This window comes from Burkholderia sp. E168m15 (assembly GCF_016586105.1).
In the GTDB taxonomy this organism is placed as follows: domain Bacteria; phylum Pseudomonadota; class Gammaproteobacteria; order Burkholderiales; family Burkholderiaceae; genus Burkholderia; species Burkholderia orbicola.
This window is the reverse complement of record NZ_BCPO01000126.1, coordinates 1-24,749: the sequence shown is the minus strand read 5'-3', so window position 1 is coordinate 24,749 and position 24,749 is coordinate 1. Positions and strand designations below refer to the sequence as shown.

Sequence of the window (24,749 nt, the reverse complement as noted above, 5' to 3'; positions counted from 1 at the left end):
GCGCGGCGGCGTGCACGTCAGGCCCAGTGGCCCGGTACCCAGCGCCAGGCCGGGCCGCGCGCGTCCCAATGCCCGGGCACCCAGTGGTAACCGACGCGCACGACCTGCCAGTGGCCCGGAATCCATACGTAGCGACCCTGCCGCCAGTGCCAGTGCCCCTGATCCCATACGTAACCCGCACGGGCCGCCGGCATCACTTCGACGCGCGGCGGCGGCGGTGCATAAGGCGCGACGATCACGGCCTGCGCGAATGCGGCGGACGTCGCGAGCGCAGCCATGCCTGCGGCGGCCAATCGCAATGAAACAGAAAGTTTCATGAAAGACTCCGAAATAACGGGCATCGACCGGTGGCGGTCGTTCATGCATTAAACGGAGCAGGCGGAAGAAATCCGTCGCGATACCGGCGAATAAATTTCGGGGGCCGCCGCGGCGTCGATGTCGACTGGCGGCGCGCGCCGCGCGATCGTACGTATCGGCCGCCATGCATGCGGGGTTGCGGTACTGTCACAACGCGGCAAAACTGCCCTTCGACAATGCAGGCGACCGGGACCCCGCTCGTTTCCGGCCCACGCCCCGGCCGTGCTTGCGCATGGCCGCGCGGTTCCCCTCGCGCCCCATCAAACGAATACACCGACCATGTCGAACCAGGACACTTTCCCTGACCAGCCGAACGAGCCGGCCGCCTCCGTGTCGCGTCGCGGCTTCCTGAAACTCGCCGGCGTCTCCAGCCTCGCCACTGCTGCCGGCGGGCTTGCGGCCGCCCGCGCCGCCGCGTCGAATCCGGACGGCACGCCCGAGCAAGTTCACCTGACGTGGGGCAACGACCCGACGTCCGAAGTCGTGATCTCGTGGGCGTCGCTCGCCCCGGCCGTCAATCCGCGCGCGCGCATCGTCGCCGACGGCGAGCCTGCGCGCACCGTGCACGGCGTCCAGCGCCTGTACACGGACGGCCTGAACGGCGAGACCGTATTCGCGTACCACGCGCGCGTGCACGGACTGAAGCCGGATACGCGCTACCGCTACGAGATCACGGCCGACAACGACAGCAACGCCGCGCAGCCGTTCTCCGCGAATTTCTCGACTGCGCCGCGCGGCCGGGCGCCGTTCCGTTTCACGAGCTACGGCGATCTCGCGACGCCGAACGGCGCGTGGGTGCTGTCGTCGCCGCAGAGCCGCTTCGCGGTGCAGGCCGTCGAACAGTTCCAGCCGCTGTTTCACCTGCTGAACGGCGACCTCTGCTATGCGAACCTGAACCCGGCGCACCAGCCCGAGGTGTGGCGCGATTTCGGCAACAACAACCAGACGTCGGCTGCGAACCGCCCGTGGATGCCGTGCCCCGGTAATCACGAGATCGAATTCAACAACGGTCCGCAGGGGCTCGACTCGTACCTCGCACGCTATACGCTGCCCGAGAACGGCACGCATTTCCCGGGCCGCTGGTACAGCTTCCGCGTGAGCTCCGTGCTGTTCGTGTCGCTCGACGCCGACGACGTCGTGTACCAGGATGCCGCCGCGTTCGTCGGCGGCCCGGCGCCGCTCGTGCCGGCCGCGAGCACCGGCCGCCCGCCGATCGAGCCCGGCACGTCGTTCTACGTGCGCGGCTACAGCAACGGCGAGCAGACGCGCTGGCTCGAACGCACGCTGCGTCACGCCGCGCACGACGACGACATCGACTGGATCGTCGTGCAGATGCATCAGGACGCGCTCAGTTCGTCGAAAACGGGCAACGGCTCCGACAAGGGCATTCGCGAAGCGTGGCTGCCGCTGTTCGACCGTTACGGCGTCGACCTCGTGCTGTGCGGCCACGATCACGACTACGAGCGCAGCTACCCGGTGCGCGGTTGCAATCACCGGGCGGGCGTCGATGCGAAAACCGGTGAAGTGGTCGAAACGCTGCAGCCGCGCCCGGTCGGCTCGAACGATCCGGATCGCACGAAGTTCGATACGAGCCACGGCACGATCCACCTGATCCTCGGCGGCGGCGGCACCAGCGCGCCGCTCGACGTGTACGGCGAAAACCCGTCGACCGGCTTTGCGCAGGCGAAGGTGTTCACGAAGCCGAACCGGCCGGTGCCGGGCACCGCGCCGAACACGTTCGTGCGTCAGCCGGCCGATGCGCTCGAGGATGCGATCTGGTCCGCGCGTCGCGATACGGGCACCGGCTACGGGATCGCGGTGTTCGACCACGATCCGGGCAAGCCGGGCGGCCAAACGACGATCACGATGCGCTACTACCACGCGCCGGGCGCCGACCAGCATCCGACCGCGCAGTACGAGCTGTTCGAGACGATCGAGTTGAGCAAGAAGCGGCGCGAGCGGTGATCGACGCATCGGGCGCCCGCTGCGACGAGCGCCCGATGCGCGGCCGTCGACGGCCGGAACGCGCGGCGCGGGTCAGACTGCCCGCGTCGCACTCCGGCCCATGCAGATGAGTTTCGAATACCGCATTTACACGCCATCTTCGGCCGCCCCATTCGACGCCGTCGCCAACGTGCTGCGGCAAGCGCATTGCGACATCGACGTCGATCCCCATGAACGGCGGCTTGAAATTCTCGATGCGGCCAGCGGCTCGCCGCTGATCGATCTGTCGATCGAAGCAGCCGTTTTCCGCCTTGTCACGACGCTGGGCCCGACGCGAAACGCGATGCTCGACGCGATCGGGCGTGCGCTGTCGGGAATCGACGCACCGTGGCGTATCGACGACGCGTGATCGGCTCGCGCGCCTGAGTCGATCGTGCACGCCAGTCCGGCTGCGTCGCTGCAACGGCCGCGTCCCCGTAAAATGCGCGTTTCCGGCGAAATCTTCCCTTTGTATCGCGGCACGCGCTGACGGCACGCGCGAGCCGAGCCGAATCATCCGAAATCGAACTGGCATGTTGAAACAGGCAGCAAGCATGAAACGCAAGAACAAGGCAACGCTCGTCGGGCTCGGCGCGGTGCTGTTATGGGCGTCGGTGGTCGCGCTCGTGCGCGGCGTCAGCGAAAGCCTCGGCGCGACCGGCGGCGCGGCGATGATCTATACGGTGGCGTCCGTGCTGCTGCTGTTCTCGATCGGCTTCCCCGACCTGAGCCGCTTCCCGAAAAGCTATCTGCTCTGGGGCGGGCTGCTGTTCGTGTCGTACGAGCTGTGCCTGGCGCTGTCGATCGGCTATGCGAGCAACGGTCGGCAAGCGATCGAAGTCGCGATGGTCAACTATCTGTGGCCGAGCCTTACGTTGGTCGCCGCCATCGTGTTCAACCGGCAGCGTGCGAACCTGCTGGTCGTGCCGGGCGTCCTGCTGTCGATGCTCGGCATCTGCTGGGTGCTCGGCGGCGACCAGGGGCTCGATCCCGCCGGCATGCTGCGCAACGTCGCGGACAATCCGCTGAGCTACGGCCTGGCATTGTTCGGCGCGCTGATCTGGGCTGCCTATTGCACGGTGACCGCGCGCATCGCCAACGGCAAGAACGGCGTCACGCCGTTCTTCATGCTGGTCGCCGCGGTGCTCTGGATCAAGTTCGCGATCGAAGGCGGCGGCGGCATGACGTTCAGTTTTCGCGCGATCGTGTATCTCGTGCTGGCGGCGTCGGCGCTCGGCTTCGGCTACGCAGCCTGGAACACCGGCATCATGCACGGCAACGTGACGGTCATCGTCGGCGCATCGTACTTCACGCCGGTGCTCGCCGCCGCCCTCGCCGCCACGCTGCTGCATGCGCCGCTGTCGATCGAATTCTGGCAAGGCGCATCGATGGTGTGCGGCGGCTCGATCCTGTGCTGGCTCGCGACGCGCAGCCGGCGTCGTGACGAGGCCGAGCCCGTGCCGATCGGTAAGGAAACCGAAGGTAACTGCCACGGATAACGATGCCCGGCGCCGTCGACGGAGGGCTCGAACGCAGCGGTCGGCCATGCCCCGAACTGCGGCCGCCGGGCTACCTCTGCGATTCCAGCGCGATCCGCACGGCCAGCCCGGCCAGCACCGTCCCCATCAACCAGCGCTGAACCGCCGCCCACAGCGGCCGCCCCGCGAGAAAGCCTGCGATCGAACCGGCCGCGCAGGCGATCAGCGCGTTGACGCTGACGCTCACCACGATCTGCACACAGCCGAGCGCCAGCGACTGCGCGAGCACGCTGCCGTGCCCCGGCACGATGAACTGCGGCAGCAACGACAGATACATCACCGCGATCTTCGGGTTCGCGAGGTTCGTGACGAAGCCCATCGTGAACAGCCTGACACGGCTGTCGTGCGGCAACTGCCGGACCTGGAACGCGGAGCGCCCGCCCGGCTTCAGCGCCTGCCACGCCAGGTACGCCAGATACAGCGCGCCGGCAAAGCGCAGCGCATCGTATGCGTACGGCACGGTCATCACCAGCGCGGTGATGCCCACTGCCGCACACACCATGTAGAACACGAATCCCAGTGCGACGCCGCCGAGCGATATCAGCCCGGCGCGGCGGCCCTGGCAGATCGAGCGCGAAACCAGATAAATCATGTTCGGTCCAGGCGTCAGCACCATGCCGAGCGACACGAGTCCGAACGCAAACAGGGTGGGCAAGGCCGGCACGGAACACTCCTTCATGGCAACGACAACGATGTCCGAACAATATATTGCATCTCAATCATCGTCGGCATGAATAAACCGCAAGTGCCCCATGAGCGTCGTGCATCGTGCCTACCGGTTGCTACCTGCTCTTTTTCGCGCGCGTCCGGGTCGTATTCCCAGCCTTCGCACGTTGCGCATCGACGAGCCGCACGAATTCGTCGGTGACCGCATTGCCGGCGGTATTCCACGCCAGTCGCACGGAGCGATGCAGCCGCGGCGACAATTCCAGCACACGGCCGCCAAACGGCGTGTACGTGAGCGTGATGCGCGGCACGATCGACACGCCCATGCCGGCCTCCGCCATCGACAGGATGGTGCGCATCTCGACGACGTTGAACGCCGCGCGAAGCGGCACGCCGCCGCGCGCGAAGTAATCCGTAATCACCGGCCCGCACCCCGCCTTCGAGAAGATAAACGGCGCCGCGGCCAACTGCCTGGCCGACACGCTCTTGCGGCCGGCGAACATGTCGTCGGCCGCTACCGCGACAAAATCCTCGTCGAGGAGCGGCAGGTTGTGCGCAAACGTCTTCGTGCCGGCCACCACGCCGACGTCGGCCGTCCCGTCGTCGATCCACCCTTCGACTTCGCTGTCCGTGCCTTCGAGCAGCACCGCCGACACGCCCTGGTGCATTTCCTTCAACGCCTCGAGCGCGGGAACGACGAACGCCAGCGACACGCTCGGCAGCGACGCGACCACCAGCTTCCCTTCAAGCTTGCCGCGCGACAGGCCGAACTGCTGGCGCAGCATCTGCGCTTCCCGCACCACGCTCTGGACATACGGCCACAGGCGTTCGCCGGCCGCCGTCAGGACGACCGGCTGCCGGTCGCGCCAGAGCAGCTTGACCTGCGTGATGTCTTCCAGCTCCGTCAGCGCATGGCTGATCGCGGATTGACTGCGGCTGAGCCGGTCTGCCGCGGCCGTCAGCGAGCCGAGTTCGACCACGGCGGCCAGGGCCTGCAACTGCGCAAGCGTCATCGGGTTTCCTTGTTCGGGGGTATGTATGCCACGCATGAGGTGGCTAATCGACTTGAATTATATTGAACTGCCGGCGAGTGCCGGCATGGGGCTGGTTCGCCCGCTGCGGGACAAGATATCGCCCGGGATTTTCAGGATGATCGCCCTGCAGTTCGTGCTCATCGCAGCGTCGCGGATGATCTGGAAGTCGGGCGCATTTCGGCACGGCGGATCGTCTGCCGCCCGCACGGGCAGCGTGCACGCAATCAAGCCATCGATCGCGCATGCGTTCTGAAAGCTGCAACGCGTAGTATTCGCAGACCCGGCGTATCGCTCCGACCCGCTCCGACCGACAGCGCGGACGATACGCGACCGGCTTTGCTGCGCGTACGCTGATGCTGACGTCGGCGTTGCCACGTTTTCAAAGGCACGAAATGGAAACCTATGTGTTGCTGGGCTGCGGATTGGGCCTTGGCTTGTTGATCGCGATCTGGGGCATCTGGTCGCTCCGATGACGCGCACCGGCCCCGTCCGCGCGCAAGGATTCCGTAGGGAGACGGACGGGAAACCGTAGTGTCGGTGAACGGTTCCATTCGACTTGATTCGCAGTCCGATTCAGCCTGACATCGCCCGCCCGCCCCTGAACGGTCGGTCGCCGCTGCCGCCCGGCACGCGACATGTCCGGCACCGCGCCCTGCTCCATTCCCGAAGACGCGTTAGACTATTCGGATGGAACAATGCCGTTATTGCCAGAGAATCCGCGATGAATGGGATTGCCACGGCGACGAATGCCGCCGGGCAATCGCCAAGGCACTGCGCCGCCAGCGTGCGGGCCTGCCGATGGTGCCCGATCGCATCCGCAACGAGTTGCCGTCCGGCGCGCCGACCCAGCAGGTGATCGCGGTCCTGTCGCGCCAGCGTCTGCGCGCGCGTCGCGGCAACGAGGAACGCCGCGAGCGCAAGGAAATCGACGACGACGGGGTCTGATCCAGCCACCGTGCCGTCTCGCGATCCGTTGCACGTTGTTCGCCCCCTCCTTCCCGCAGGGCGTCCCCCGTGCGCGCATCCCTTCTGTTCACGCCCCCGCTGTCCCTTGCAATCCCGGCAACACCGCATGGGGACGGAAGACGTTTGTCTCGAAATTATTACCTCGAGCGCAACGATCTTTCACTCAAACCCACGTTTACCCTAGATCACGCGACGCCTACGATGTAATCAACCGCTTACGACATGGTGTCGAACGCGGAAAGCCAAATAAACATCGGAGGTCATCATGAAATCGCTCGTTTCCGCAGTCGCCGCCGCAGTCGCCCTGTCCGCCTCGTTCGGCGCATTCGCACAAAGCACCGTGACGCGCGCCCAGGTGCGCGAGGAACTGGTCCAGCTCGAAAACGCCGGCTACAAGCCCAGCCAGTCGAGCCCGCATTACCCCGCCGACATCCAGGCTGCGCAAGCCCGCGTGCACGGCGTCGACAACAGCGGCTCCGGCTCGCAACCGGCCGCGACCGCCGAGAGCGGCGCACCGGTCGTCCGCGCGCAGAACCCGCGCGACTCGGTCTACTTCGGCCACTAAGTCTGCCGCTGCACGCCCCGCGCGTGCGGCCCGCAGATGCAACGAGCCCGTCCCGCGTCGGGCTCGTTGCGTTTCGGCCCGCCGTCAGCGAGTGCCGTCCGAGGCGACGCGACCGGTTTGGTCCGGCGTACCGCCGCGGACCAGATCCTGATAGCGCACGCACACGCACTGCGCGGACGCCTTCGCCGCATACATCGCCGCATCCGCCTTGACGAGCAACTCCTCGGCCGACGCGCCATCCGCCGGAAACTCGCTGACGCCGATGCTCGCGCCGACGGCCATGCGCCCTTCGTCGAACTCGAGTTCCTCGGCCATCACGATCTGGATGCGCGACGCGACATCGCCGATCACCGCGGGTGAACTCACGTCCGAAATCAGCACGATGAATTCGTCGCCGCCGAGCCGTGCCGCCATGTCGCCGGCGCGCAGCACCTGGCTCAGCCGCTTCGCGACCGCGACGAGCGTGCGGTCGCCCGCCGAGTGTCCGTGCTGGTCATTGATCTGCTTGAAGCGGTCGAGATCGACGAACATCACCGCCAACCCCTCGCGCACCGCGGCCGCATGCCGGATCGCGGCCTCGAGATGCTCCATGAACAGCAGGCGGTTCGGCAGGCCGGTCAGCGGGTCGTGACCGGCGAGGTGCGTCAGTTCCAGCTGCTTCGCGCGCAGCATCGCCATCTGCGTGCGGATCTCCACGCGCATGCTGTCGAAACAGCGCGCGAGCACGCCGATCTCGTCGGCCCGCGCGACCGGCAGCCGTTCGGCGGCCGGGTCGTCGAACACGTGTGTCGCGGCGCGCGCGAGGGTCTGCAACGGCCGCGTGATCGCACGCGCGAACAGGATCGCGAGAATCACCGCCAGCACGCTCGATACGAGCACCATCCTGACGATTCGTTCGCCCAGCATGCCGGCCGGCGCGAGCACGTCGGCCAGCGGGCGCGCCATCCCGAGCACGACGAAGCGGTTGCCCTCGTCCTGCCCGAACGGCGTGCGCACGAACGCGAACATCTGGCCCGGTGCTTCGTCGGGCTGCGCGAGTCCATTGAGCGTCACGTTCGTGCGCGCGCTGTCGAACAGCGCGCGCGTGACGGCAAAGCGGTCCTGCATCAGGACGCGCCGGCCGCGATCGAAGCCGAACGTCTGCGCCGGATCGGGATGCACGAGAAAATCGCCCCACTCGTTCGCGAGATAGACCGCATAGTCGTCCGGAAGATCGCGTTCGAGCCGGTCTAACACGCGCGACAGCTCGACGTCGACGACGAGCGCGCCGACCGTCTGGCCGGCCGCGTCGACCACCGGCGTGCCCACGCGCAGGATCGGCAGCCCTTCCGCCGCATGCGATCCCGTCTCGTGATTGACCACGATCGGCGACAGATAGATATGGCCGGGCGCCGTCGCGAGCGTATCGAATACATAGGAGAACTGCCCTTTCTCCTGGAACGCGCTTTCGGGCAGCACGACGATGCCGCGCGCATCGCGATCGAGGCGAATGCGTTCGATCCCGAAATGCCCGCTCGCGATCAGGCGAATCTGCAGGTATTCCGCATGATTGCGCATGAAGCTGTAGTACACCTGCTCGAGCCGCATGCGTCGCGCGGCGTCCGGGTTGTCGCCGCCGGCGACGGACGCGGACGACGGCAACTGCGCGAGCACGAGCGCATCGTCGGCCACGTCGGCAAGCGCGGTGGTGAAGCGCTGCCCGAGCAATTGCGTCGACATCAGCAGGCTGTGCTGCGCTTCCTGCACGAGCATCGCGCGGTTGGCGCGATACGCGTAGTAGCCGGTCGTGCCGGCCGCGATCACGCCGATGCACGCGAACAGCACCGACAGCTTCGACGTGAGGCCGAGCCGGATCATTTTCCGAATCGCTCCGGCCGGTCGCCCGACACGATGCGGCTCCACAGCGATTCGCGGCGCGCGATGTCCTCCACGGGCTGAAGCCACACGAGATGCTGGTGTCCGGTATCCAGGCCGCGCGGCGGCTCGAGCGTGTTCGCGAGCCCCTGACGCTCGGTCAGCAGCGCGCCGATCGCCGGTTCGAGCATGTAGTTGATCCACGCGAAGGCAAGCTCGGGACGTTGCGCGCCGCGCGTGACGGCCCAGCAGTCGAGCCACGCGAGCGCGCCTTCGTCCGGGATCACGTACCCGACGTCCGCGCCGGCGCGACGCAACTGCTCCACCTGCTGCGTGCCGTAGTTGCCGAACATCAGCGCCGCGCGATGCTGGACGAACAGCGCGGTCGCTTCTTCGGGAAGCGTGTAGTACGTCAGCAGGTTGCGGCGCAGGTCGATCAGCTTGCGGGCCACGGCAAGCGTCTGCGCGGGCGACAGGCGGAACGGATCGGAATAGCCGAGCGCCAGCGCCGTGAACGAGAAGTTGTGCTGCGCGCTGTTGAAGTCGAGCACCTTGCCGCGATAGCGAGGATTCCACAGCTCGCGCATCGAGCGCGGCGCGGCCGGCACCTGCTTGCGATCGTAGATCAGCCCCATCGACGAATACGTGAACGGGATCGCGTAGGACGCGCCGTCCTGCACGAGGCCGCCGATCGTCGCGAGCTGCTGGAAATTCGGCAACTGCCGCCGCCGGTTCGCGATGCGCGACAGGTCGATCGGCGCAAGCAGGTGTTCATGCGCATAGCGCTGGATCTCGGCCGTGTTCGCGGCCAGCACGTCGTACGGCGGCGGCGACGCGCTGTGCAACCGCGTCCACAGCGCTTCGTCGGAATCGACCAGCGTCACCTCGACACGCACATGAAACTGCGCCTCGAATGCGCTGACGATATCGCTGTCCGCATAACCGGGCCAGGCCAGCACGCGCAGCACGTTGTCGTTGACGGTTTCGGGAGAGGCCGCGACGGCCGGCGGAACGGGCGCCAGTAAGCCAAGCGTCAGCATGACAAGCAGCGTGCGCACGGCGCCGCGGGCGCGCGCGCGTGCACCGATTCCCCTGATCAATCGCACCCCGCGTGAATCGCCCGGCTGCATTCGACTGTCCTTTTTCGAGTCGATGCGATATCCCGCAACGAGACCATAAAACGCAGGGTCACGCAATCGGAACAAGCCGCACGTCGCGCATATTCGCGGGCCTCACGGCTGAATGCGACCCAATTACACGAGCCCGCGTCGGGCCGCGAACACACGAACACGCGAATACGCGGAGACGCGAATACGAACGTCAGCGCCAGGCCTGCGTGAATTCGGCGATCACGCGCGACAGGTGGGCGCGCATCGCGTCGCGCGCACCGGCCGCGTCGCGCGCCATGATCGCCGCGAAGATCCGCTGGTGATCCTCCTGCGACGCCTCGCGCAGCGCGGGCGAGTGAAAGTGCTCCTCGATCTTGTCCCACAGCGGATCGGCGCGCGCGCAATCCCACATCGCCGTGACCATGTGCAGCAGCACCGTGTTGCCGGTCGATTCCGCGATGCGCAGGTGGAATTGGCGATCGGCCGCGTCGTATGCGGCCTTGTCGTTCATCTGTTCGCGCATCGTCGTCAGCGAGAAAAACAGGCGGTCGAGATCGCCATCCTTGCGCTCGGTCGCCGCGAGCGCCGCGACTTCCGCCTCGATCAGCCCGCGCGCGCGCAGCGTCTCGATCGGCCCGGGGCCGCGCGGTACTTCGAACGTGACCGGCCGCGCGGCGTCGGCCGCCGACACGTAGATGCCCGAGCCGATCCGCACCTCGACGACCCCCTGCACCTCGAGCGCGATGATCGCCTCGCGCACTTGCGTACGGCTCACGCCGAACTGGTCGGCCAGACTGCGCTCCGACGGCAGCCGCGCGCCGGCTTCGAACGCGCCGGCGGCCACCATCGCGTGAATCTGCCGCGCAAGGCCGATATAGGAGCGGTCCGCGGCATCGGTGTCGCGGCTGGCGGGCAGGCTGGAAAGGTCGGTCATCGAAAGGCTCGCAACAGGCTGGCCGGCGCCGCTGCGGCGTCGGATCGACAAAATGGTACACCAATTTGGCTGCGCCGCCGGTTCGACCGATCGGCCAGCCTATGCCTGCCACTTCCAGAAATGCATCACGCGTGATCGCTTGCCTGACAACTGGTAAACCACTATCCCACGCAACTGGCATACCAATCATAATCCGCACACCGACGACGGCCCGGCACGCCGCCGCCCCGCTCGTCCGACGCATGAACCGACAGCCAGGAGCCTTTCCAGTGAAGATGTCTTTCCGTTGGTACGGCGAGTCCGATCCGGTCTCGCTGCAATACATCCGCCAGATCCCCGGCGTCACGCATATCGTGTCCGCGATCTACGACGAACCCGTGGGCGAGGTGTGGCCCGCGCACAAGATCGACGCGCTGAAGGCGACGATCGAGCGCGCCGGCCTGCGGTTCGACGTCGTCGAATCGGTGCCGGTGCACGAGGACATCAAGCTCGGCAAGCCAACCCGCGACCGCCTGATCGACCACTACCGGCAGACGATCCGCCATCTCGGCGCGGCCGGCATCCGCGTCGTCTGCTACAACTTCATGCCCGTGTTCGACTGGACCCGCACCGAGCTGTCGAAGACGCTCGACGACGGCTCGACCTGCCTCGCGTTCAGCACCGACGCGGTCGACCGGATCGATCCGAACGACGGCATCGCGCTGCCCGGCTGGGATTCGAGCTACCGGCCCGAACAGTTGCAGGCGCTGCTCGCCGACTACCGCGACGTCGACGAGAACGCGCTGTGGGCCAATCTCGAATACTTCCTGAAGGCGATCATTCCGGTCGCCGAGGAAGCCGGCGTGAAGATGGCGATCCATCCCGACGATCCGCCGCGCCCGATCTTCGGGCTGCCGCGCATCGTGAAGAACCGCGACGATCTCGCGCGGATCGTGCGCATCGTCGACTCGCCCGCGAACGGGCTGACGCTGTGCTCGGGCTCGCTCGGCGCGGGCCCCGAGAACGACGTCGAAGCGCTCGTGCGCGAGTTCGGCGCGATGGGCCGCATCCATTTCGCGCACATCCGCAACGTGAAGGTCGACGCGAACGGCGATTTCGAGGAAACCGCGCATCTGTCGAGCTGCGGCTCGCTCGACATCGCCGCGATCGTGAAGGCGTACCACGACACCGGCTTCACCGGCTACGTGCGCCCCGACCACGGCCGCATGATCTGGGGCGAGACGGGCAAGCCCGGCTACGGCCTCTACGACCGCGCGCTCGGCGCCGTCTACCTGAACGGCCTGTGGGAAGCGCTGGCGAAGTTCGACCGCACCCCGCAAGCGTCGCGGTAATCCGCCCTTCGAGGCGGCCGGCGCAGCGGATCGCCGGTCGCCCGCCACGACATTCCGCGCGGAGACACCGCCATGCCACGCATTCGATGGGCCATGATCCTGATGTGCTTCCTGGCCAACGTCATCAACTTCATCGATCGCGCGAACCTCGCGATCGCGGCGCCCAGCATCCGTGCCGACCTCGGGCTCGACGCGGTCGGCATGGGGCTCGTGCTGAGCGCGTTCTTCTGGACCTATGCGTTCCTGCAATTACCGGCCGGCTGGTTCATCGACAAGGTCGGCGTACGCGTGAGCCTCGCGCTGGCCGTCGGCTGGTGGTCGGTGTTCACCGTCGCGACGGGCGCCGCGCGCGGCCTCGCGCAACTCGTCGGCGTGCGGCTGATGCTCGGCGTCGGCGAAGCGGCCGCGATCCCGTCGTTCGCGAAGGTCGCGTTCAACTGGTTCCCGCGCAGCGAGCGCGGCCTGGCCAGCAGCATCTTCGACAGCGGCTCGCGCGTCGGCTCCGCGCTGTCGCTGCCGCTCGTCGCGTGGCTGATCTCGCTCGTCGGCTGGCGCGGGTCGTTCGTGATCACGGGCGGCATCGGCATCGTCTGGGCGCTCGCGTGGTGGTTCGTCTATCGCGACCCGGAACGCTATCGCGCGATCGCGCCGGACGCCGTCGATGCGCTGCTCGCGCAACGCGGCGCACCGACGGTTGCGGCCGCAACCGACGGCCCGAAGGTGTCGTGGCTGGACCTGTTCCGCTATCGCACCGTGTGGGGGATGATGATCGGCCTGTTCTGCCTGAACTTCGCGATCTACTTCTTCATCACGTGGTTCCCGAGCTACCTGCTGCAGTCGCGCGGCTTCTCGCTCGCGTCGCTCGGCACGTGGGGCATGCTGCCCGCGCTGCTCGCGATTCCCGGCGGCTGGCTCGGCGGCTACGTGTCGGACAGCCTGTTCCGCCGTGGCTGGAGCGCCACCGCCGCGCGCAAGACCTGTCTCGTGCTCGGCATGCTGCTGTCGTCGTCGATCGCGCTGTCCGCGTTCGTGGAAAACGTGTGGGCCTGCCTCGGCCTGTTCGCGCTCGCGTATGCCAGCCTGTCGTTCGCCGGCGCCAACGTGTGGACGCTGGTCGGCGAAGTCGCGCCGACGCCCGCGCACGTCGCCTCGCTCGGCGGCATCCAGAACTTCGCGGGCAATCTCGCGGGCATCTTCATCACGACCTTCACCGGCGTGATGCTGTCGCTCACGAAAGGCTCGTTCGTGGTGCCGCTCGCGGTGGCCGGCGCGCTGTGCGTGGTCGGTGCGCTGTCGTACCTGTTCGTGGTCGGCAAGGTCGAGCCGTTGCCGCCGCTGCGGCGCGGCAGCAGCGCACGGAATGTCGAACCGAACGCGGCCTGACGCAGCGGGACGGCGCGACCGAAACGCCCACGCTTTCCTTTTCGGGCCACGCATCGGACAATGAGCCGCGCCCGCCGGGCGCGGTGCCGCCCCGGCCCGCGCGCGGCGGCGGAGCGCCCCGCCCACGCCGATGAAACGCTACGAAACCCTCGCCCATACGATCGCCGACGACATCCGCAACGGCAACCTCGCGGTCGGTACACGTCTGCCGTCGCTGCGGCAGATCATCGCGCAACATGGCGTGAGCCAGTCGACGGTGTTTCGCGCGTATTACCTGCTCGAGCAGTGGGGGCTGATCCGCGCGCGCGAACGCTCGGGCTACTACGTCGCGCCGGGCGCGCAGCCGGCCACGAGCCCGGCGACGAAACGCCGGACGAGCCGCGCGGGTGCAACGCGCAAGGTCGACATCAGCAACCTCGTGTTCTCCGTGCTCGATGCGGCCACGCAGCCCGGCATCGTGCCGCTCGGTTCCGCGTTCCCGGCGCCGCAGCTGTTTCCGCTGCCGCGCCTGGCGAAGTCGCTCGCGCAGGCCACGCGACTCGTGAGCCCGTGGAGCACGGTGGTCGACCTGCCACCCGGCAACGAAGCGCTGCGTCAGCAGATCGCGCGGCGCTATCTCGCCACCGGCATCTCGCAACCGATCGACGAAATCGTCGTCACGAACGGCGCACTCGAAGCGCTGAACCTGTGCCTGATGGCGGTGACGCGGCCCGGCGACGTCGTCGCCGTCGAAGCACCGGGCTTCTATGCGGCGCTGCAGGCGATCGAGCGGCTCGACCTGCGCGCGGTCGAGATTCCCGTCGATCCGCGCACCGGCCTCGATCTTGATGCGCTCGCGAACGCGCTCGACCGGCACGCCATCCGCGCGTGCTGGTTCATGACCAATTTCCAGAATCCGACCGGCGTCACGCTGACCGCCGAAAAGAAGCGCGCGCTCGTCGAATTGCTCGCGGCGCGCAACGTGCCGCTGATCGAGGACGACGTGTACGGCGAACTGCATTTCGGCCCGGACTACCCGCTGCCCGCGCGCGCGTTCGACCGTCACGGCCTCGTGATGCACTGCAGTTCGTTCTCGAAAACGCTCGCGCCCGGCTACCGGATCGGCTGGGCCGCCGCCGGCCGGTTCGCGGAGAAGGTGCAGCGGCTCAAGCTGATGACGACGCTGTCGGCCAGCATTCCCGCGCAGGCCGGCATCGCGAACTATCTCGAGCACGGCGGCTACGACCGGCACCTGCGCAAGCTGCGCGGCGCGCTGCACGCGCAGCTCGACCGGATGGACGACGCGCTGCGGCGCTGGCTGCCGGCCGGCGTCGAATGGGTGCGGCCCGACGGCGGGTATTTCCTGTGGCTCGCGTTTCCCGATGCGATCGACGCGATGGAACTGCATCGCGAGGCGATCGAACGCGGCATCAGCTTCGCGCCGGGGCCGCTGTTTTCGGCCGCGCACGGCTTCGAGCGCTGCGTGCGCGTGAACTTCGGCCATCCGTGGAGCCGCGACATCGAGCGCGCGATCCGCGTGCTCGGCGAACTGGTCGCGCAGCCGTCGGTCCGCAAGGCAGGCTGATCGCGTCCTGGGCGAGCGCACCGCGCCGTGCTGCGTGCGTCACGGTCATGCAGCCGCTCCGCGTGCGGGTTACATTGCAGGTCCTCCCGCCCTTTCCCGATTGCCCATGAGCCCATTGCCCTACCTCGATCACGATGCGCTGCTGACATTGACGGCCGAAGCGGCGCACGTCACGCAGCCGTGCACGTGCACGAAGACCTCGCTCGCCGGCTGGACCACGCTGCCGCTGTCGCTGCCGGACACGCAACTGATCGAAGTGGCCACGCTCGCGCCGCCGGGCGAACCCGAGCCGACCTACGCGGAATATCATCCGGCCGGCACGCGCTATGCATCGGACGACGCGCCGATCGCGCCGCGCCATTTCCCGTACAACCGCTGCACCGTCAGCCGCTGCAGTACGTGCGGCCGCCTGTTCCTGCGCTACCAGGAAGGCGGCGGCTACTTCATCGACCAGCGCATCCGCGCGCTCGATCCGGCGCTCGTCATCGACGCGTGATCGCGCAACGCACGGGGTTTTCGAGCGCGGTGCTCGGCGACGACACCGATCTCGCGGCCGCGCGGCGGCAGCTCGTTCGGTTTCCGGGCTTCCATCAGCGCGACGCGGGAACGACCCTGCCGCCGCAAGACGCCGCAGCGCAGCCCGGAAAATGAAACGGGCGGCTCGCTGGCCGCCCGTACGATGAACCGGAAGCAAACCGGCCGGCGCCCGCCATCATGCGGGCGCCCCCGGCATTCAGCGCGCCGCCACCGGCTTGCCGAACCCGCCGAGGATCTTCTTCTCGAGCGCGATGTAATCGCGGCCGAAGTGGTGATCGCCCTGCGTCTTGATCACGTCGGCGCCCGTGTTCGCGAGCGCCGGGCACATCGTGTCCGTCTCTTCCGCGCCATAGAAGCACTGCACGAGCGTCGGCGGCACCTTCGCGATTTCCGGCGCGACCTTCAGCGCCTTGTCGCTCGCGGGCATCCCAAGCCAGCCCGTCACGCGGATCTGGAAATCGGCCGACGGCGCGAAGCCGAGCAGCGACATCACCGCGACCTTGTCGCGCAGGTCGGCCGGCAGCCGGTTGTACGCGAACGGCATCACGTCGGCGCCGAACGAGTAGCCGACCAGCGCCACGCGGCTCGCATGCCAGCGCGCCATGTAGGTGCGCATCACGCGGGCCAGGTCGCGGCTCACCTGGGCGGGCGGCTTCTCGCTCCAGAAATAACGCAGGCTGTCGATGCCGACCACCGACACGCCGTCGCGCTGCAGCGCCTCGGCGATCGTCTTGTCGAGATCGCGCCAGCCGCCGTCGCCCGAGATCACGATCGCGAGCCGGTCGCTGCCGCCCTTGGCCGGCAGCTCGACGAGCGGCAGGTCGGACACGTCGAGCTCGTCGCTGCTGCCGCTGGTGTCGCGCAGGTGCGACGTGACGAGCGACACGAGCTTCGCGGTGTCGCCCGCGGCCGCCGTCTCGACGAAGCCCGGCATCGCGCGGCGCACGATCGTCGGATCGGGCGGGCACGGCTTGAAGCGCGGATCGAGCTTCGCGGCCGGACCGACCGCGACGACGCCGGCGATCGTGTTCTCCGGCGCCATCGCGAGAATCTGCTTCGCGATCGCGCCGCCCTGGCCCACGCCCGCGACGATCGGCGTGAAATAGCGCGACGACTGCGCGAGACGTTCGAGCTGATGGCTGACCGCCTCGGCGTCGCCGTCGAGGTGATGGCAGGTCTCCTGCTTCGCGGCGAGATTCGCCGCGTAACGCCCGGAATCGACGCCGACCGTCATCGCACCGGCTTTCGCGAGCGCGTCGGCCGCCTGCTGATCGGCGACATGCCAGCCGGCCTCACGCGAGAACAGCACGACGAAACCGCGCAGCGGCCCGCTCGGCTTGGTCACGGTCACGGGCCCGTAGCGGCCGCCGGACACGGTTTCGGCTTTCACGTCGGCCGGCTGCGCGGCGCACGCGGCGCCGGCCAGCATCATTCCCGCGCAGGCGGCTGCCGCCCGCGCGCTTACCTTCTTCAACATCATGAACGCCGACCTCCAGCCAGCAATGACAGATCCGCCAGCGTGACGAACACGCCGACCGAGCCCGAGGCCGCGAGATAACGCGGCTCCCAGTGCGGTTCGAACTTGCTCTTGAAAGCGCGCAAGCCGCGGAAGTTGTAGAAGCGGCCGCCGAAGCGCCAGACCATCAGGCCGAGCCGGTGGAACGGCGACGGCATCTTCGCCGCCCCCATTCCCGAGAACGGCGCGATGCCCAGGCTCAGCTTGCGGAACCCCGCTTCCTTCAGATGCAGCGCGAGCTGCGTAAACAGATACTCCATCGCATACGGCGATGCGTCCGGCAGATGGCGCATCACGCCGACCGTCGCCTCGGTGTTGAGGTCGGTCGTCATGAACGTGACGAACGCGATCGGCTTGTCGGCCTGCCGCACCAGCATCACCGACTGCGTCGACAGATAGCCGTCGTGGAACGCGGCCACCGAGAAACTTTTCTCGCGCGCATCGCGGCTGTCGAGCCAGCCGTCGGAGATGTCGCGCAGCGCCGGCAGCGCGGCGGGCACGTCGCCCGGCGCGATCACCTCGACCGTCAGCGCATCCTTGTCGCCGCGACGCAGCGCGTAGCGCAGGTGCGAACGGTTCGAACCCTTCAGGTCGAACTGGTCGAGCGCGATATGCGCTTCCTCGCCGAGCTTCATCAGCGTGAGCCCCGCGTCGAGATACAGCGGCAACGCGTTCGCGCGCACCTGGTAGAACGCCGCGCGGCCGCTGTGCGCGTGCGCAAGCGCGATGAACTTGCTGATCAGCGCCGGCCACTCTTCACGCGGCCCGACCGGGTCGTGCAGCGCGGCCCACGTGCGGCCGTTCTTCGCGTACATCAGGAACGCACGGCGCGATTCGGAAAACAGGAACGACTTGTCGCCCATCAGCGCGAGGCCCGCGTCGCTGCATTCCTGCGCGCGGATGATCTGCTCCGCGTCGATGAGGTCCTGCTGCGCGGGCTTCACGAAACGACCGGGCGCCGGGCGCAGCAATTGCCACAGCGCGAACAGCGCGACGAATACGCCGGCGGCGAGCGTCGCGCGCAGCGCTCGCGGCGCGCGCGCATCGAACGAGAAATGCGACCACAGATCGCGCGTGTAAGGCACGTCGCGGAACGCGAAGAACAGCACCCACACGGCCAGCATCAGCACCATCGCCACCGACACGAACCAGCTCACGGTAAAGCGCTCGGCAAGCAGCGACGAATGACGGTTGAACCGGCGGCGGCTGACGAGCAGCAGCACGAGCAGCGTGCCGAGCACGCCTGCCTCGACGAATGCGAGGCCCTTGGCCAGCGACAGCGCGAGGCTCGCGAGCGTCAAGGCGAACGTCATCCACCACGCGCCGTCGAGCCGGCGCAGCAGCCCGCGCGCGACGAACAGCAGCGCGACGCCGAGCACGCTGCAGATCACCTGCGAGCCTTCGAGCACCCACAGCGGCACGATGTGGCGCAGGATCGCGATCCGGTGCCAGAACGCGGGCGTCGCACTCGAGATCACCAGCATCCCGCCGACCGCGAAGGTCACGAGGCTCAGGAACACCGGCGCCAGTTGCGACACGCGCACGGCCTGCCGCGTCACGAGCCGGCGCCGCAGCGCGCGGCCCTCGAAGCCGGCCAGCAGGCCGGCCGACAGCACGAGCGGCACGCCGAAATAGATCGCGCGATACGCGATCAGCGCGGCGACCATCGCGTGCGCGGGCACTTCGCGGCCCAGCGTGAAGACCATCGCCGCTTCGAACACGCCGATCCCGCCCGGCGTATGGCCGATCATCCCGAGCAGCAACGCGGCTGCATAAACGGTGATGAAGGTCGGGAAGCCGACGGGAGCCGCCGGCAGCAACACCCACAGCGTCAGGCCCGCGGCAACGACGTCGAGCACCGCATAGACGACCTGTGCAACGAGATCGCGCCGCGCCGGCACGTCGAACGACAGCCATTTGAAGCGCGTGACGACCGGGCGCGCGGTGTTGCCGCACAGCACGACCAGCGCGGCGAGCGCGACGAGCAGTGCCGCGCCCGTCCACGTGAGCACGCCGGGCGCGACGTGCAGCATCGCGGCGAGCGCCTCCGGCACGCAGACCATGCCGACCGCCGTCATCAACACCATCGCGAGCGCCAGCGTGCCGCTCGTGAACACCGTCATCCGGCCGATCTGGGCGGGCGTGACGCCCGACACGCCGTACACGCGAGCACGCACCGCGCCGCCCGTCAGCGCGCCGAAGCCGGTCGCGTTGCCGAGCGCGGAACCGGCAATCGCGCCGATCCACAGCGCGACGCGCGGCACCCTGGCCGCGACATAACGCAGGCCGACCGCATCGCGGGCGACGAGCGCGAGATAGCTGAGGGCCGTCGCGGCCAGCGACGCGCCCCACTCGCCGACGGACATGTGACGCAACTGGCGAATCACCGACCGATAGTCGACGGATTCCGACAGATGCTGGAAAACCACGATCAGCAGCAGGCCGATGCCGAGCGCGAGCAGCGGCGACAGTACGCGCTCGTTGCGGATCAGCGCCCGGGCACGGACGATCACCGCCTCGGCACGGCCGGGCGAACCAGGGTGGCGGGAAGACATAACGTGTTCAGTGGTGGTGCATAGCGTGTCGCGGCGCGGGCTGGCCGGGCGGCGACGTATCTGGTTGTTCTGCATGGGCGGCCGGCCGAAGACGGACTCGAGGCGCCTGGATCAGAACTTACGAGTATACGGAACTTATATTACAGAATCTTTCACGTCGCCTTTGTGCGGATTTGTGGTTTCTCGCGCATCAAAAACGCATAAAGAAACAGGGCGTCCCACGAACGCAAGGTGCGCATCATACCGGGAACCGGGGCGTTTTTTTCATCGGATGAATGACTTGTGATGCATTTGGGCGGAATTTGCCGCGCCGGGCCCGGCGGGCGAGGACGAAAACGCGACGGCGCGGCGCATTTCGGAATGGCCGCGAGTTGATTCGGCGCGTTCATTCCGGCGCGCCACCGGTACGGAAATACGCCACTACGCGTCACTTCGCCCGTTCATGCTCCCCCAAACCGATCGCCTTGTAGTCGTAATTCGGATAGAACTCTGTCCGGTACGCGCCCCACGCCGTATCCTCGAGCACGCGATTGACCTCGCGCAGCCGCGACGCCGGCAGTCGCAGCACGACGATCTGCCCGATCCCCATCGTCACGGTCCAGCTCACGACCTCGACGCCCGGCGGCGGAAACGCCTTGTAGAAACCCTGCTTCGCGAGTTGCGCGTTCAGCTCGGCGAGCGGGCGGGACTGGTCGTGTTTCAGGAAAACCGTCAGCAGTATCGCGTTGTCGGGAGTCGCCGCCGCCGAGCCGGCCGGCACGGTCGACGTCGACGTCTGGCCGACGGCGGGCGCGCTACCGATCGCGACAGCACCCAGCGCCGTGGCAATCAAAAGGGTTCGAATCGGGAAATACGGGAATGCCGTCATCACGCAACTCCATGGCTTCGTGGCTGGAGCCGCCATCATGCACCGCCCAATCCATTGCTGCAGTGACCCGAGCCGATGCGATTACGCGACGTCCGCGCCCGCGCCTTCGCGCTCGCGCAGCACGTCGATGAACGCGCGCAGCTTGGCCGGCACGTGCTTGCGGTTCACGTAATACAGCCACATCGGCGGCAGGGTCCGGCACGCGCCGGGCAGCACTTCGACGAGCGTGCCGTCGTGCAGATCCTGCTCGATCCGCTCGCGCACGAACGCGAACGCGATGCCGACACCGACGCGCGCTGCGTCGATCACCGCATCGTCGTCGTTCGTCACGAACACGCCGTCCGGATCGAGATCGACGTCGCGGCGCCCGTCGTGCAGCAGCCATTTATGCAGGCGTCCGCTCTCCGCAAACCGGAAACGGATGCACGCATGCCGCCCGAGCGCGGCGATCGACTCGGGCGTGCCGTGCCGCGCAAGATAGGCCGGCGACGCGACCAGCGCACACGTCAGCGCCGGCGCGATCCGCACGCCGATCATGCCAGGCTGCAATCGGTCGGCCAGGCGAATCCCCGCGTCGAAGCCATCCTTCGCGATGTCGACGAGTTCGTTGTCGTAGCGGATTTCGAGCCGGACTTTCGGATAGCGCTCGCGGAACGTGGCGAGCACCGGCGCGATCACGAGCAAGCGCGCGAGCGGCAGCGCGGTCACGCGCAGCAGCCCGTTCGGCTCGCTGCGCGCATCCTTCAGTTCGTCGCGTGCCTGCATGACCTGCCGGTAAGCGGGTTCGGTCTGCCGCCAGTAGCGCTGGCCGGCCTCGGTGAGGCTCACGCCGCGCGTGCTGCGGTTGAACAGCTTCACGTTGAGTTCGCCCTCGAGTTGCCCGATCGCCAGGCTAACGGCCGCCGGCGTCAGGCCCAGCGCGGCCGCGGCCCGCGTGAAGTTGCCGGCCGTCGCGACGGTCATGAACACGTGCAGCCCGGCCATCGGATCGCGTCTGCTCATCGTCTGTCCATCATTAAAAAAACTTGAAACTGCTTCGAGCGGAATGCGGATTCTCCCATATACCGCAACTGCCTACACTGGCGCTGTCGTCCCCTCGGAGCCTCGCATGAACCCGCTCACCGCCGCACTCCCGCTGCCGCTCGCCGTCGCCCGCCGCACGGTCGACGCGGCGCTCGCGCAGGCCGCATCGCTGCAAGTGGCCGGCGTCGCGATCGCCGTCGTCGATGCCGGCGCGAACCTGCTCGCGTTCGTGCGTACCGACGACTGTTTTCTCGGCGCGATCGATCTCGCGCAGCGCAAGGCGCTGACGGCGGTGCGCTTTCGCGCGTCGACCGGTGCGCTCGGCGCGATGTCGGGCGACGGTCCGCTGCGCGGCATCGAACACAGTCACGGCGGGCTCGTCACGTTCGGCGGCGGCGAGCCGCTCGTCGACGGCGACGGGCGCTGCGTCGGCGCGATCGGCGTCTCGGGCGGCAGCGTCGACGAAGACACCGCGATCGCGCGGCACTGCCGCGACCTTTTTCAGGCAACCCTTCACTCCACAAGGTAAGCACATGACACGGAAACGCATCCTCATCACCGGCGCGGGCACCGGCTTCGGCCGCGAAGTCGCGCTGCGGCTCGCCGAACGCGGCCACGACGTGACGGCCGGCGTACGCACGGCCGTCGAGATCGACGCACTGACGGACGCCGCCGCGCAGCGCGGCACCGCGTTGCGCGCGGTGAAGCTCGACGTCACGTCGGCCTACGATCGCGCGCGCGCCGCCGAACTCGACGTCGACGTGCTCGTGAACAACGCAGGCGTCGGCGAAGCCGGCGCGCTCGTCGACCTGCCGGTCGAGATCGTCCGCGAGCTGTTCGACGTGAACGTGTTCGGGCCGCTCGAACTCACGCAGCAGATCGCACGCGGGATGCTCGCGCGCAAGCACGGCAAGATCGTGTTCGTGTCGTCGATCGCGGGGTTGATCACGGGGCCGTTCACCGGCGCGTACTGCGCGTCGAAGCACGCAATCGAATCGGTGGCCGAGGCGATGCACGCGGAGCTGGCGCCGCACGGCATCCGCGTCGCGGTCGTGAACCCGGGCCCGTACCGCACCGGCTTCAACGACCGGATGATGGAAACGACGCGGCGCTGGCACGATCCGGCCGTGCATACCGTGACGCCCGAGCGGCTGGCGTTCCCGCTCGAACAGCACGACCCGGAGGAAATGATCGCGAAGATGGTCGACGTGATCGACAGCGACGGCGGCGCGTTCCGCAACCTGCTGCCGGCTTCATCGGAAGCGTTCGTGCGCACCGAGCAGGCGCGTGCGTGGGAGCGGCAACAGTAAGCCGGCGGCGAAGCGGCGGGCCAACGCAACGGCCCGCCGCTCACGCGATTCAGTACACGTCCCGCATGTAGCGCCGCGCCTTCGAAAGCCGCGCGACGTAGTCGTTCGCGGCTTCGTCCGACATGCCGCCGTGCCGGGCGACGATCGCCTTCAGCGCCGTATCGACGTCCTTGGCCATCCGCGCGGCGTCGCCGCACACGTAGAAGTGCGCGCCCTCTTCCAGCCACGCGAACAGCTCGGCGCCCTGCTCGCGCATCCGGTCCTGCACGTAGACCTTGTCGGCCTGGTCGCGCGAGAACGCGAGGTCGAGCCGCGTCAGGAAGCCGCTGTCGCGCATCTCGCTCAACTCGTCGCCGTAGTAGAAGTCGGTCTGCGCGTGCTGCTCGCCGAAGAACAGCCAGTTGCGCCCGCGCGCGCCGCGCGCCCGCCGCTCGTGCAGGAAGCCGCGGAACGGCGCGACGCCGGTGCCCGGGCCGACCATCACGATCGGCACGTCGCCGTTCACCGGCGGCCGGAAATGCGCGGACTTCTGCACGAACACGGGCACGCGGCCGTCGTCCGCGCGATCGGCGAGGAACGTCGACGCGACGCCTTTGCGCGCGCGCCGGCCATTGTGATAGCGCACGGCCGACACGGTCAGGTGAATCTCGCCCTCGTGCGCGCTCGGGCTCGACGCGATCGAATAGAGGCGCGGCTGCATGCGCTTGAGCATGCCGACCAGTTCCGCGCCCGACAGCTCGACCGGGTATTCGTGCAGCACGTCCGCCAGTTGCTGCCCCCACAGCCATTGCTTGAGGTCGCCCTTGCGATCTTCGCCAAGCAGCGACTTCAGCGCGCCGTTCGCGCTGCGCGACGCGATGAAGGCCAGCGTGTCGGGATGCGGGCGCGTGATGTCGAAATGGCGCGCGAGCGCATCGCCGAGCCGGATCTCGCCGACACCCGCGACCGACACGGGCGCATCGGCCTTCAGCGCGGTGACGGACAGCAGTTCGTCGACCAGTTCCGGGCAGTTGGTCGGCCATACGCCGAGCGCGTCGCCGGTTTCGTATTCGAGGTTCGCGCCCTGGGTCGACAGCGACACGTAGCGCGTGTCTTTCGCGGCGCCCGGCCGGTTCAGCCGCAGGTTCGCGACGAGCTTCGACGGCGCCGGATGCGCTTTCGTCGGCAACAGCCCCGACGGGCTCAATCCACCGGACGGCACCGCGTGCAGCGCGGCATCGGCCTCCTTGATGCGCGCGACGACGCGCTCGAGCCACTGATCGGCATCGTGCTGGAATTCGACGTCGCAATCGACGCGTGCGCACAGGCGCGCCGCGCCGAGTTCCGCGAGCCGTGCGTCGAGCCGGCGGCCGTGGCCGCAGAACTGGTCGTAGTTGCGGTCGCCGAACGCGAGCACCGCGAAATGCACGCCGTCGAGGCGCGCGGCGCTGCCGGCCTGCAACGCATCCCAGAATTCGCTGCCGTTGTCCGGCGCATCGCCGTCGCCGAACGTGCTCGTCATCAGCAGCACGTATTGCGCGCCGGCCAGCGACGCGACCGGATAGTCGGACATGCACGCGGTGCGGATCTCGAAGCCCGCGTTCATCAGCTTCGTCGCGTAATCCTCGGTCAACGATTCGATGTTGCCGGTCTGCGACGCCCACAACAACGTGACCT

Annotated in this window: 24 protein-coding genes and 1 pseudogene; 13 read left to right on the top strand and 12 right to left on the bottom strand. The window is 67.9% G+C overall.

The annotated features are described in order from the left end of the window. Positions 1–17 precede the first annotated feature (17 nt). Positions 18–317 (bottom strand): YXWGXW repeat-containing protein, encoded by a 300-nt coding sequence (locus tag JMF86_RS20100; RefSeq protein WP_011547624.1) that lies wholly within the window; start codon positions 315–317, stop codon positions 18–20. A gap of 319 nt (positions 318–636) precedes the next feature. On the opposite strand from JMF86_RS20100, the gene JMF86_RS20095 reads away from it, so the two are divergent. The 3 genes from JMF86_RS20095 to yddG all read left to right on the top strand — a co-directional run bounded on the left by JMF86_RS20095 (position 637) and on the right by yddG (position 3,839). After that, positions 637–2,322 carry a metallophosphoesterase family protein gene (locus tag JMF86_RS20095; RefSeq protein ID WP_011694756.1) on the top strand — a complete coding sequence of 562 codons (1,686 nt, stop codon included), beginning with the start codon at positions 637–639 and terminating at the stop codon, positions 2,320–2,322. A 100-nt stretch (positions 2,323–2,422) separates the two neighbouring features. Continuing rightward, positions 2,423–2,710, top strand: coding sequence for a hypothetical protein (locus JMF86_RS20090; RefSeq protein WP_011547622.1), 288 nt, complete (start codon positions 2,423–2,425; stop codon positions 2,708–2,710). 184 nt (positions 2,711–2,894) lie between these two features. Then, the gene (gene yddG / locus JMF86_RS20085; RefSeq protein WP_041489389.1) at positions 2,895–3,839 is read left to right on the top strand and encodes an aromatic amino acid DMT transporter YddG; all 945 of its coding nucleotides are present in this window, start codon (positions 2,895–2,897) and stop codon (positions 3,837–3,839) included. Between the two features lie 70 nt (positions 3,840–3,909). On the opposite strand, the gene JMF86_RS20080 is transcribed toward yddG, so the two are convergent. After that, on the bottom strand, positions 3,910–4,542 hold the full coding sequence (locus JMF86_RS20080; protein ID WP_171984321.1) for a LysE family translocator: 633 nt from the start codon (positions 4,540–4,542) through the stop codon (positions 3,910–3,912). 118 nt (positions 4,543–4,660) lie between these two features. Further along, positions 4,661–5,557: a LysR family transcriptional regulator gene (locus tag JMF86_RS20075; RefSeq protein ID WP_011547619.1), complete on the bottom strand. Its 897-nt coding sequence runs from the start codon at positions 5,555–5,557 to the stop codon at positions 4,661–4,663. Positions 5,558–5,642: 85 nt separating this feature from the next. Between JMF86_RS20075 and JMF86_RS20070 the strand changes: the two genes are divergently transcribed. From JMF86_RS20070 to JMF86_RS20060, 3 genes are all read left to right on the top strand, one after another. Then, complete coding sequence (locus JMF86_RS20070) at positions 5,643–5,831, top strand: hypothetical protein (RefSeq protein ID WP_264168814.1); 189 nt, start codon at positions 5,643–5,645, stop codon at positions 5,829–5,831. 434 nt (positions 5,832–6,265) lie between these two features. After that, complete coding sequence (locus JMF86_RS20065) at positions 6,266–6,523, top strand: hypothetical protein (RefSeq protein WP_006478949.1); 258 nt, start codon at positions 6,266–6,268, stop codon at positions 6,521–6,523. A gap of 286 nt (positions 6,524–6,809) precedes the next feature. Continuing rightward, the gene (locus tag JMF86_RS20060) at positions 6,810–7,109 is read left to right on the top strand and encodes a DUF4148 domain-containing protein (protein WP_006478947.1); all 300 of its coding nucleotides are present in this window, start codon (positions 6,810–6,812) and stop codon (positions 7,107–7,109) included. 84 nt (positions 7,110–7,193) lie between these two features. Here the strand turns inward: JMF86_RS20060 and JMF86_RS20055 are convergent, their stop codons facing one another. The 3 genes from JMF86_RS20055 to JMF86_RS20045 form a co-directional block, all read right to left on the bottom strand. After that, a complete protein-coding gene (locus JMF86_RS20055) occupies positions 7,194–8,966 on the bottom strand; it encodes a diguanylate cyclase domain-containing protein (RefSeq protein ID WP_006478946.1) in 1,773 nt (590 codons plus the stop codon). Then, positions 8,963–10,093 carry a PotD/PotF family extracellular solute-binding protein gene (locus JMF86_RS20050; RefSeq protein ID WP_006478945.1) on the bottom strand — a complete coding sequence of 377 codons (1,131 nt, stop codon included), beginning with the start codon at positions 10,091–10,093 and terminating at the stop codon, positions 8,963–8,965. The genes JMF86_RS20055 and JMF86_RS20050 overlap by 4 nt, the downstream gene beginning before the upstream one ends. Before the next feature lie 190 nt (positions 10,094–10,283). Next, positions 10,284–11,006 carry a FadR/GntR family transcriptional regulator gene (locus JMF86_RS20045; protein WP_011694757.1) on the bottom strand — a complete coding sequence of 241 codons (723 nt, stop codon included), beginning with the start codon at positions 11,004–11,006 and terminating at the stop codon, positions 10,284–10,286. A gap of 269 nt (positions 11,007–11,275) precedes the next feature. On the opposite strand from JMF86_RS20045, the gene uxuA reads away from it, so the two are divergent. From uxuA to JMF86_RS35430, 5 genes and pseudogenes are all read left to right on the top strand, one after another. Continuing rightward, a complete protein-coding gene (uxuA, locus tag JMF86_RS20040; protein WP_171984320.1) occupies positions 11,276–12,337 on the top strand; it encodes a mannonate dehydratase in 1,062 nt (353 codons plus the stop codon). A gap of 72 nt (positions 12,338–12,409) precedes the next feature. Next, positions 12,410–13,720 (top strand): MFS transporter, encoded by a 1,311-nt coding sequence (locus JMF86_RS20035; RefSeq protein WP_011547615.1) that lies wholly within the window; start codon positions 12,410–12,412, stop codon positions 13,718–13,720. Positions 13,721–13,850: 130 nt separating this feature from the next. Then, positions 13,851–15,284, top strand: a complete 1,434-nt coding sequence (locus JMF86_RS20030; protein ID WP_011547614.1) for a PLP-dependent aminotransferase family protein — start codon at positions 13,851–13,853, stop codon at positions 15,282–15,284. A 106-nt stretch (positions 15,285–15,390) separates the two neighbouring features. Then, a complete protein-coding gene (locus JMF86_RS20025) occupies positions 15,391–15,780 on the top strand; it encodes a hypothetical protein (RefSeq protein WP_011547613.1) in 390 nt (129 codons plus the stop codon). Further along, positions 15,777–15,935, top strand: a pseudogene (locus JMF86_RS35430) (DUF934 domain-containing protein); the annotation flags it as partial. The gene JMF86_RS20025 and the pseudogene JMF86_RS35430, both read left to right, overlap by 4 nt. Before the next feature lie 82 nt (positions 15,936–16,017). On the opposite strand, the gene JMF86_RS20020 reads toward JMF86_RS35430, so the two are convergent. From JMF86_RS20020 to JMF86_RS20000, 5 genes are all read right to left on the bottom strand, one after another. Beyond that, entirely contained in the window at positions 16,018–17,301 is a 1,284-nt protein-coding gene (locus JMF86_RS20020; RefSeq protein WP_011547612.1) for a virulence factor family protein, read from the bottom strand. Then, positions 17,298–19,892, bottom strand: coding sequence for a bifunctional lysylphosphatidylglycerol flippase/synthetase MprF (gene mprF, locus JMF86_RS20015; RefSeq protein ID WP_041489388.1), 2,595 nt, complete (start codon positions 19,890–19,892; stop codon positions 17,298–17,300). The genes JMF86_RS20020 and mprF overlap by 4 nt, the downstream gene beginning before the upstream one ends. Positions 19,893–20,044: 152 nt before the next feature. Further along, positions 20,045–20,281 (bottom strand): hypothetical protein, encoded by a 237-nt coding sequence (locus JMF86_RS20010; RefSeq protein ID WP_226292054.1) that lies wholly within the window; start codon positions 20,279–20,281, stop codon positions 20,045–20,047. Positions 20,282–20,319: 38 nt separating this feature from the next. Beyond that, a complete protein-coding gene (locus JMF86_RS20005) occupies positions 20,320–20,760 on the bottom strand; it encodes a hypothetical protein (RefSeq protein WP_011547609.1) in 441 nt (146 codons plus the stop codon). A gap of 81 nt (positions 20,761–20,841) precedes the next feature. Next, the gene (locus JMF86_RS20000; protein WP_011547608.1) at positions 20,842–21,762 is read right to left on the bottom strand and encodes a LysR family transcriptional regulator; all 921 of its coding nucleotides are present in this window, start codon (positions 21,760–21,762) and stop codon (positions 20,842–20,844) included. Positions 21,763–21,868: 106 nt separating this feature from the next. On the opposite strand from JMF86_RS20000, the gene JMF86_RS19995 reads away from it, so the two are divergent. Both JMF86_RS19995 and JMF86_RS19990 read left to right on the top strand, forming a co-directional pair. Next, complete coding sequence (locus JMF86_RS19995) at positions 21,869–22,312, top strand: heme-binding protein (RefSeq protein ID WP_011547607.1); 444 nt, start codon at positions 21,869–21,871, stop codon at positions 22,310–22,312. A 4-nt stretch (positions 22,313–22,316) separates the two neighbouring features. Next, complete coding sequence (locus JMF86_RS19990; protein ID WP_011547606.1) at positions 22,317–23,093, top strand: SDR family oxidoreductase; 777 nt, start codon at positions 22,317–22,319, stop codon at positions 23,091–23,093. 49 nt (positions 23,094–23,142) lie between these two features. Here the strand turns inward: JMF86_RS19990 and JMF86_RS19985 are convergent. Further along, on the bottom strand, positions 23,143–24,749 hold a 1,607-nt coding region (locus JMF86_RS19985), incomplete at its 5' end, for a sulfite reductase flavoprotein subunit alpha (protein WP_201317117.1).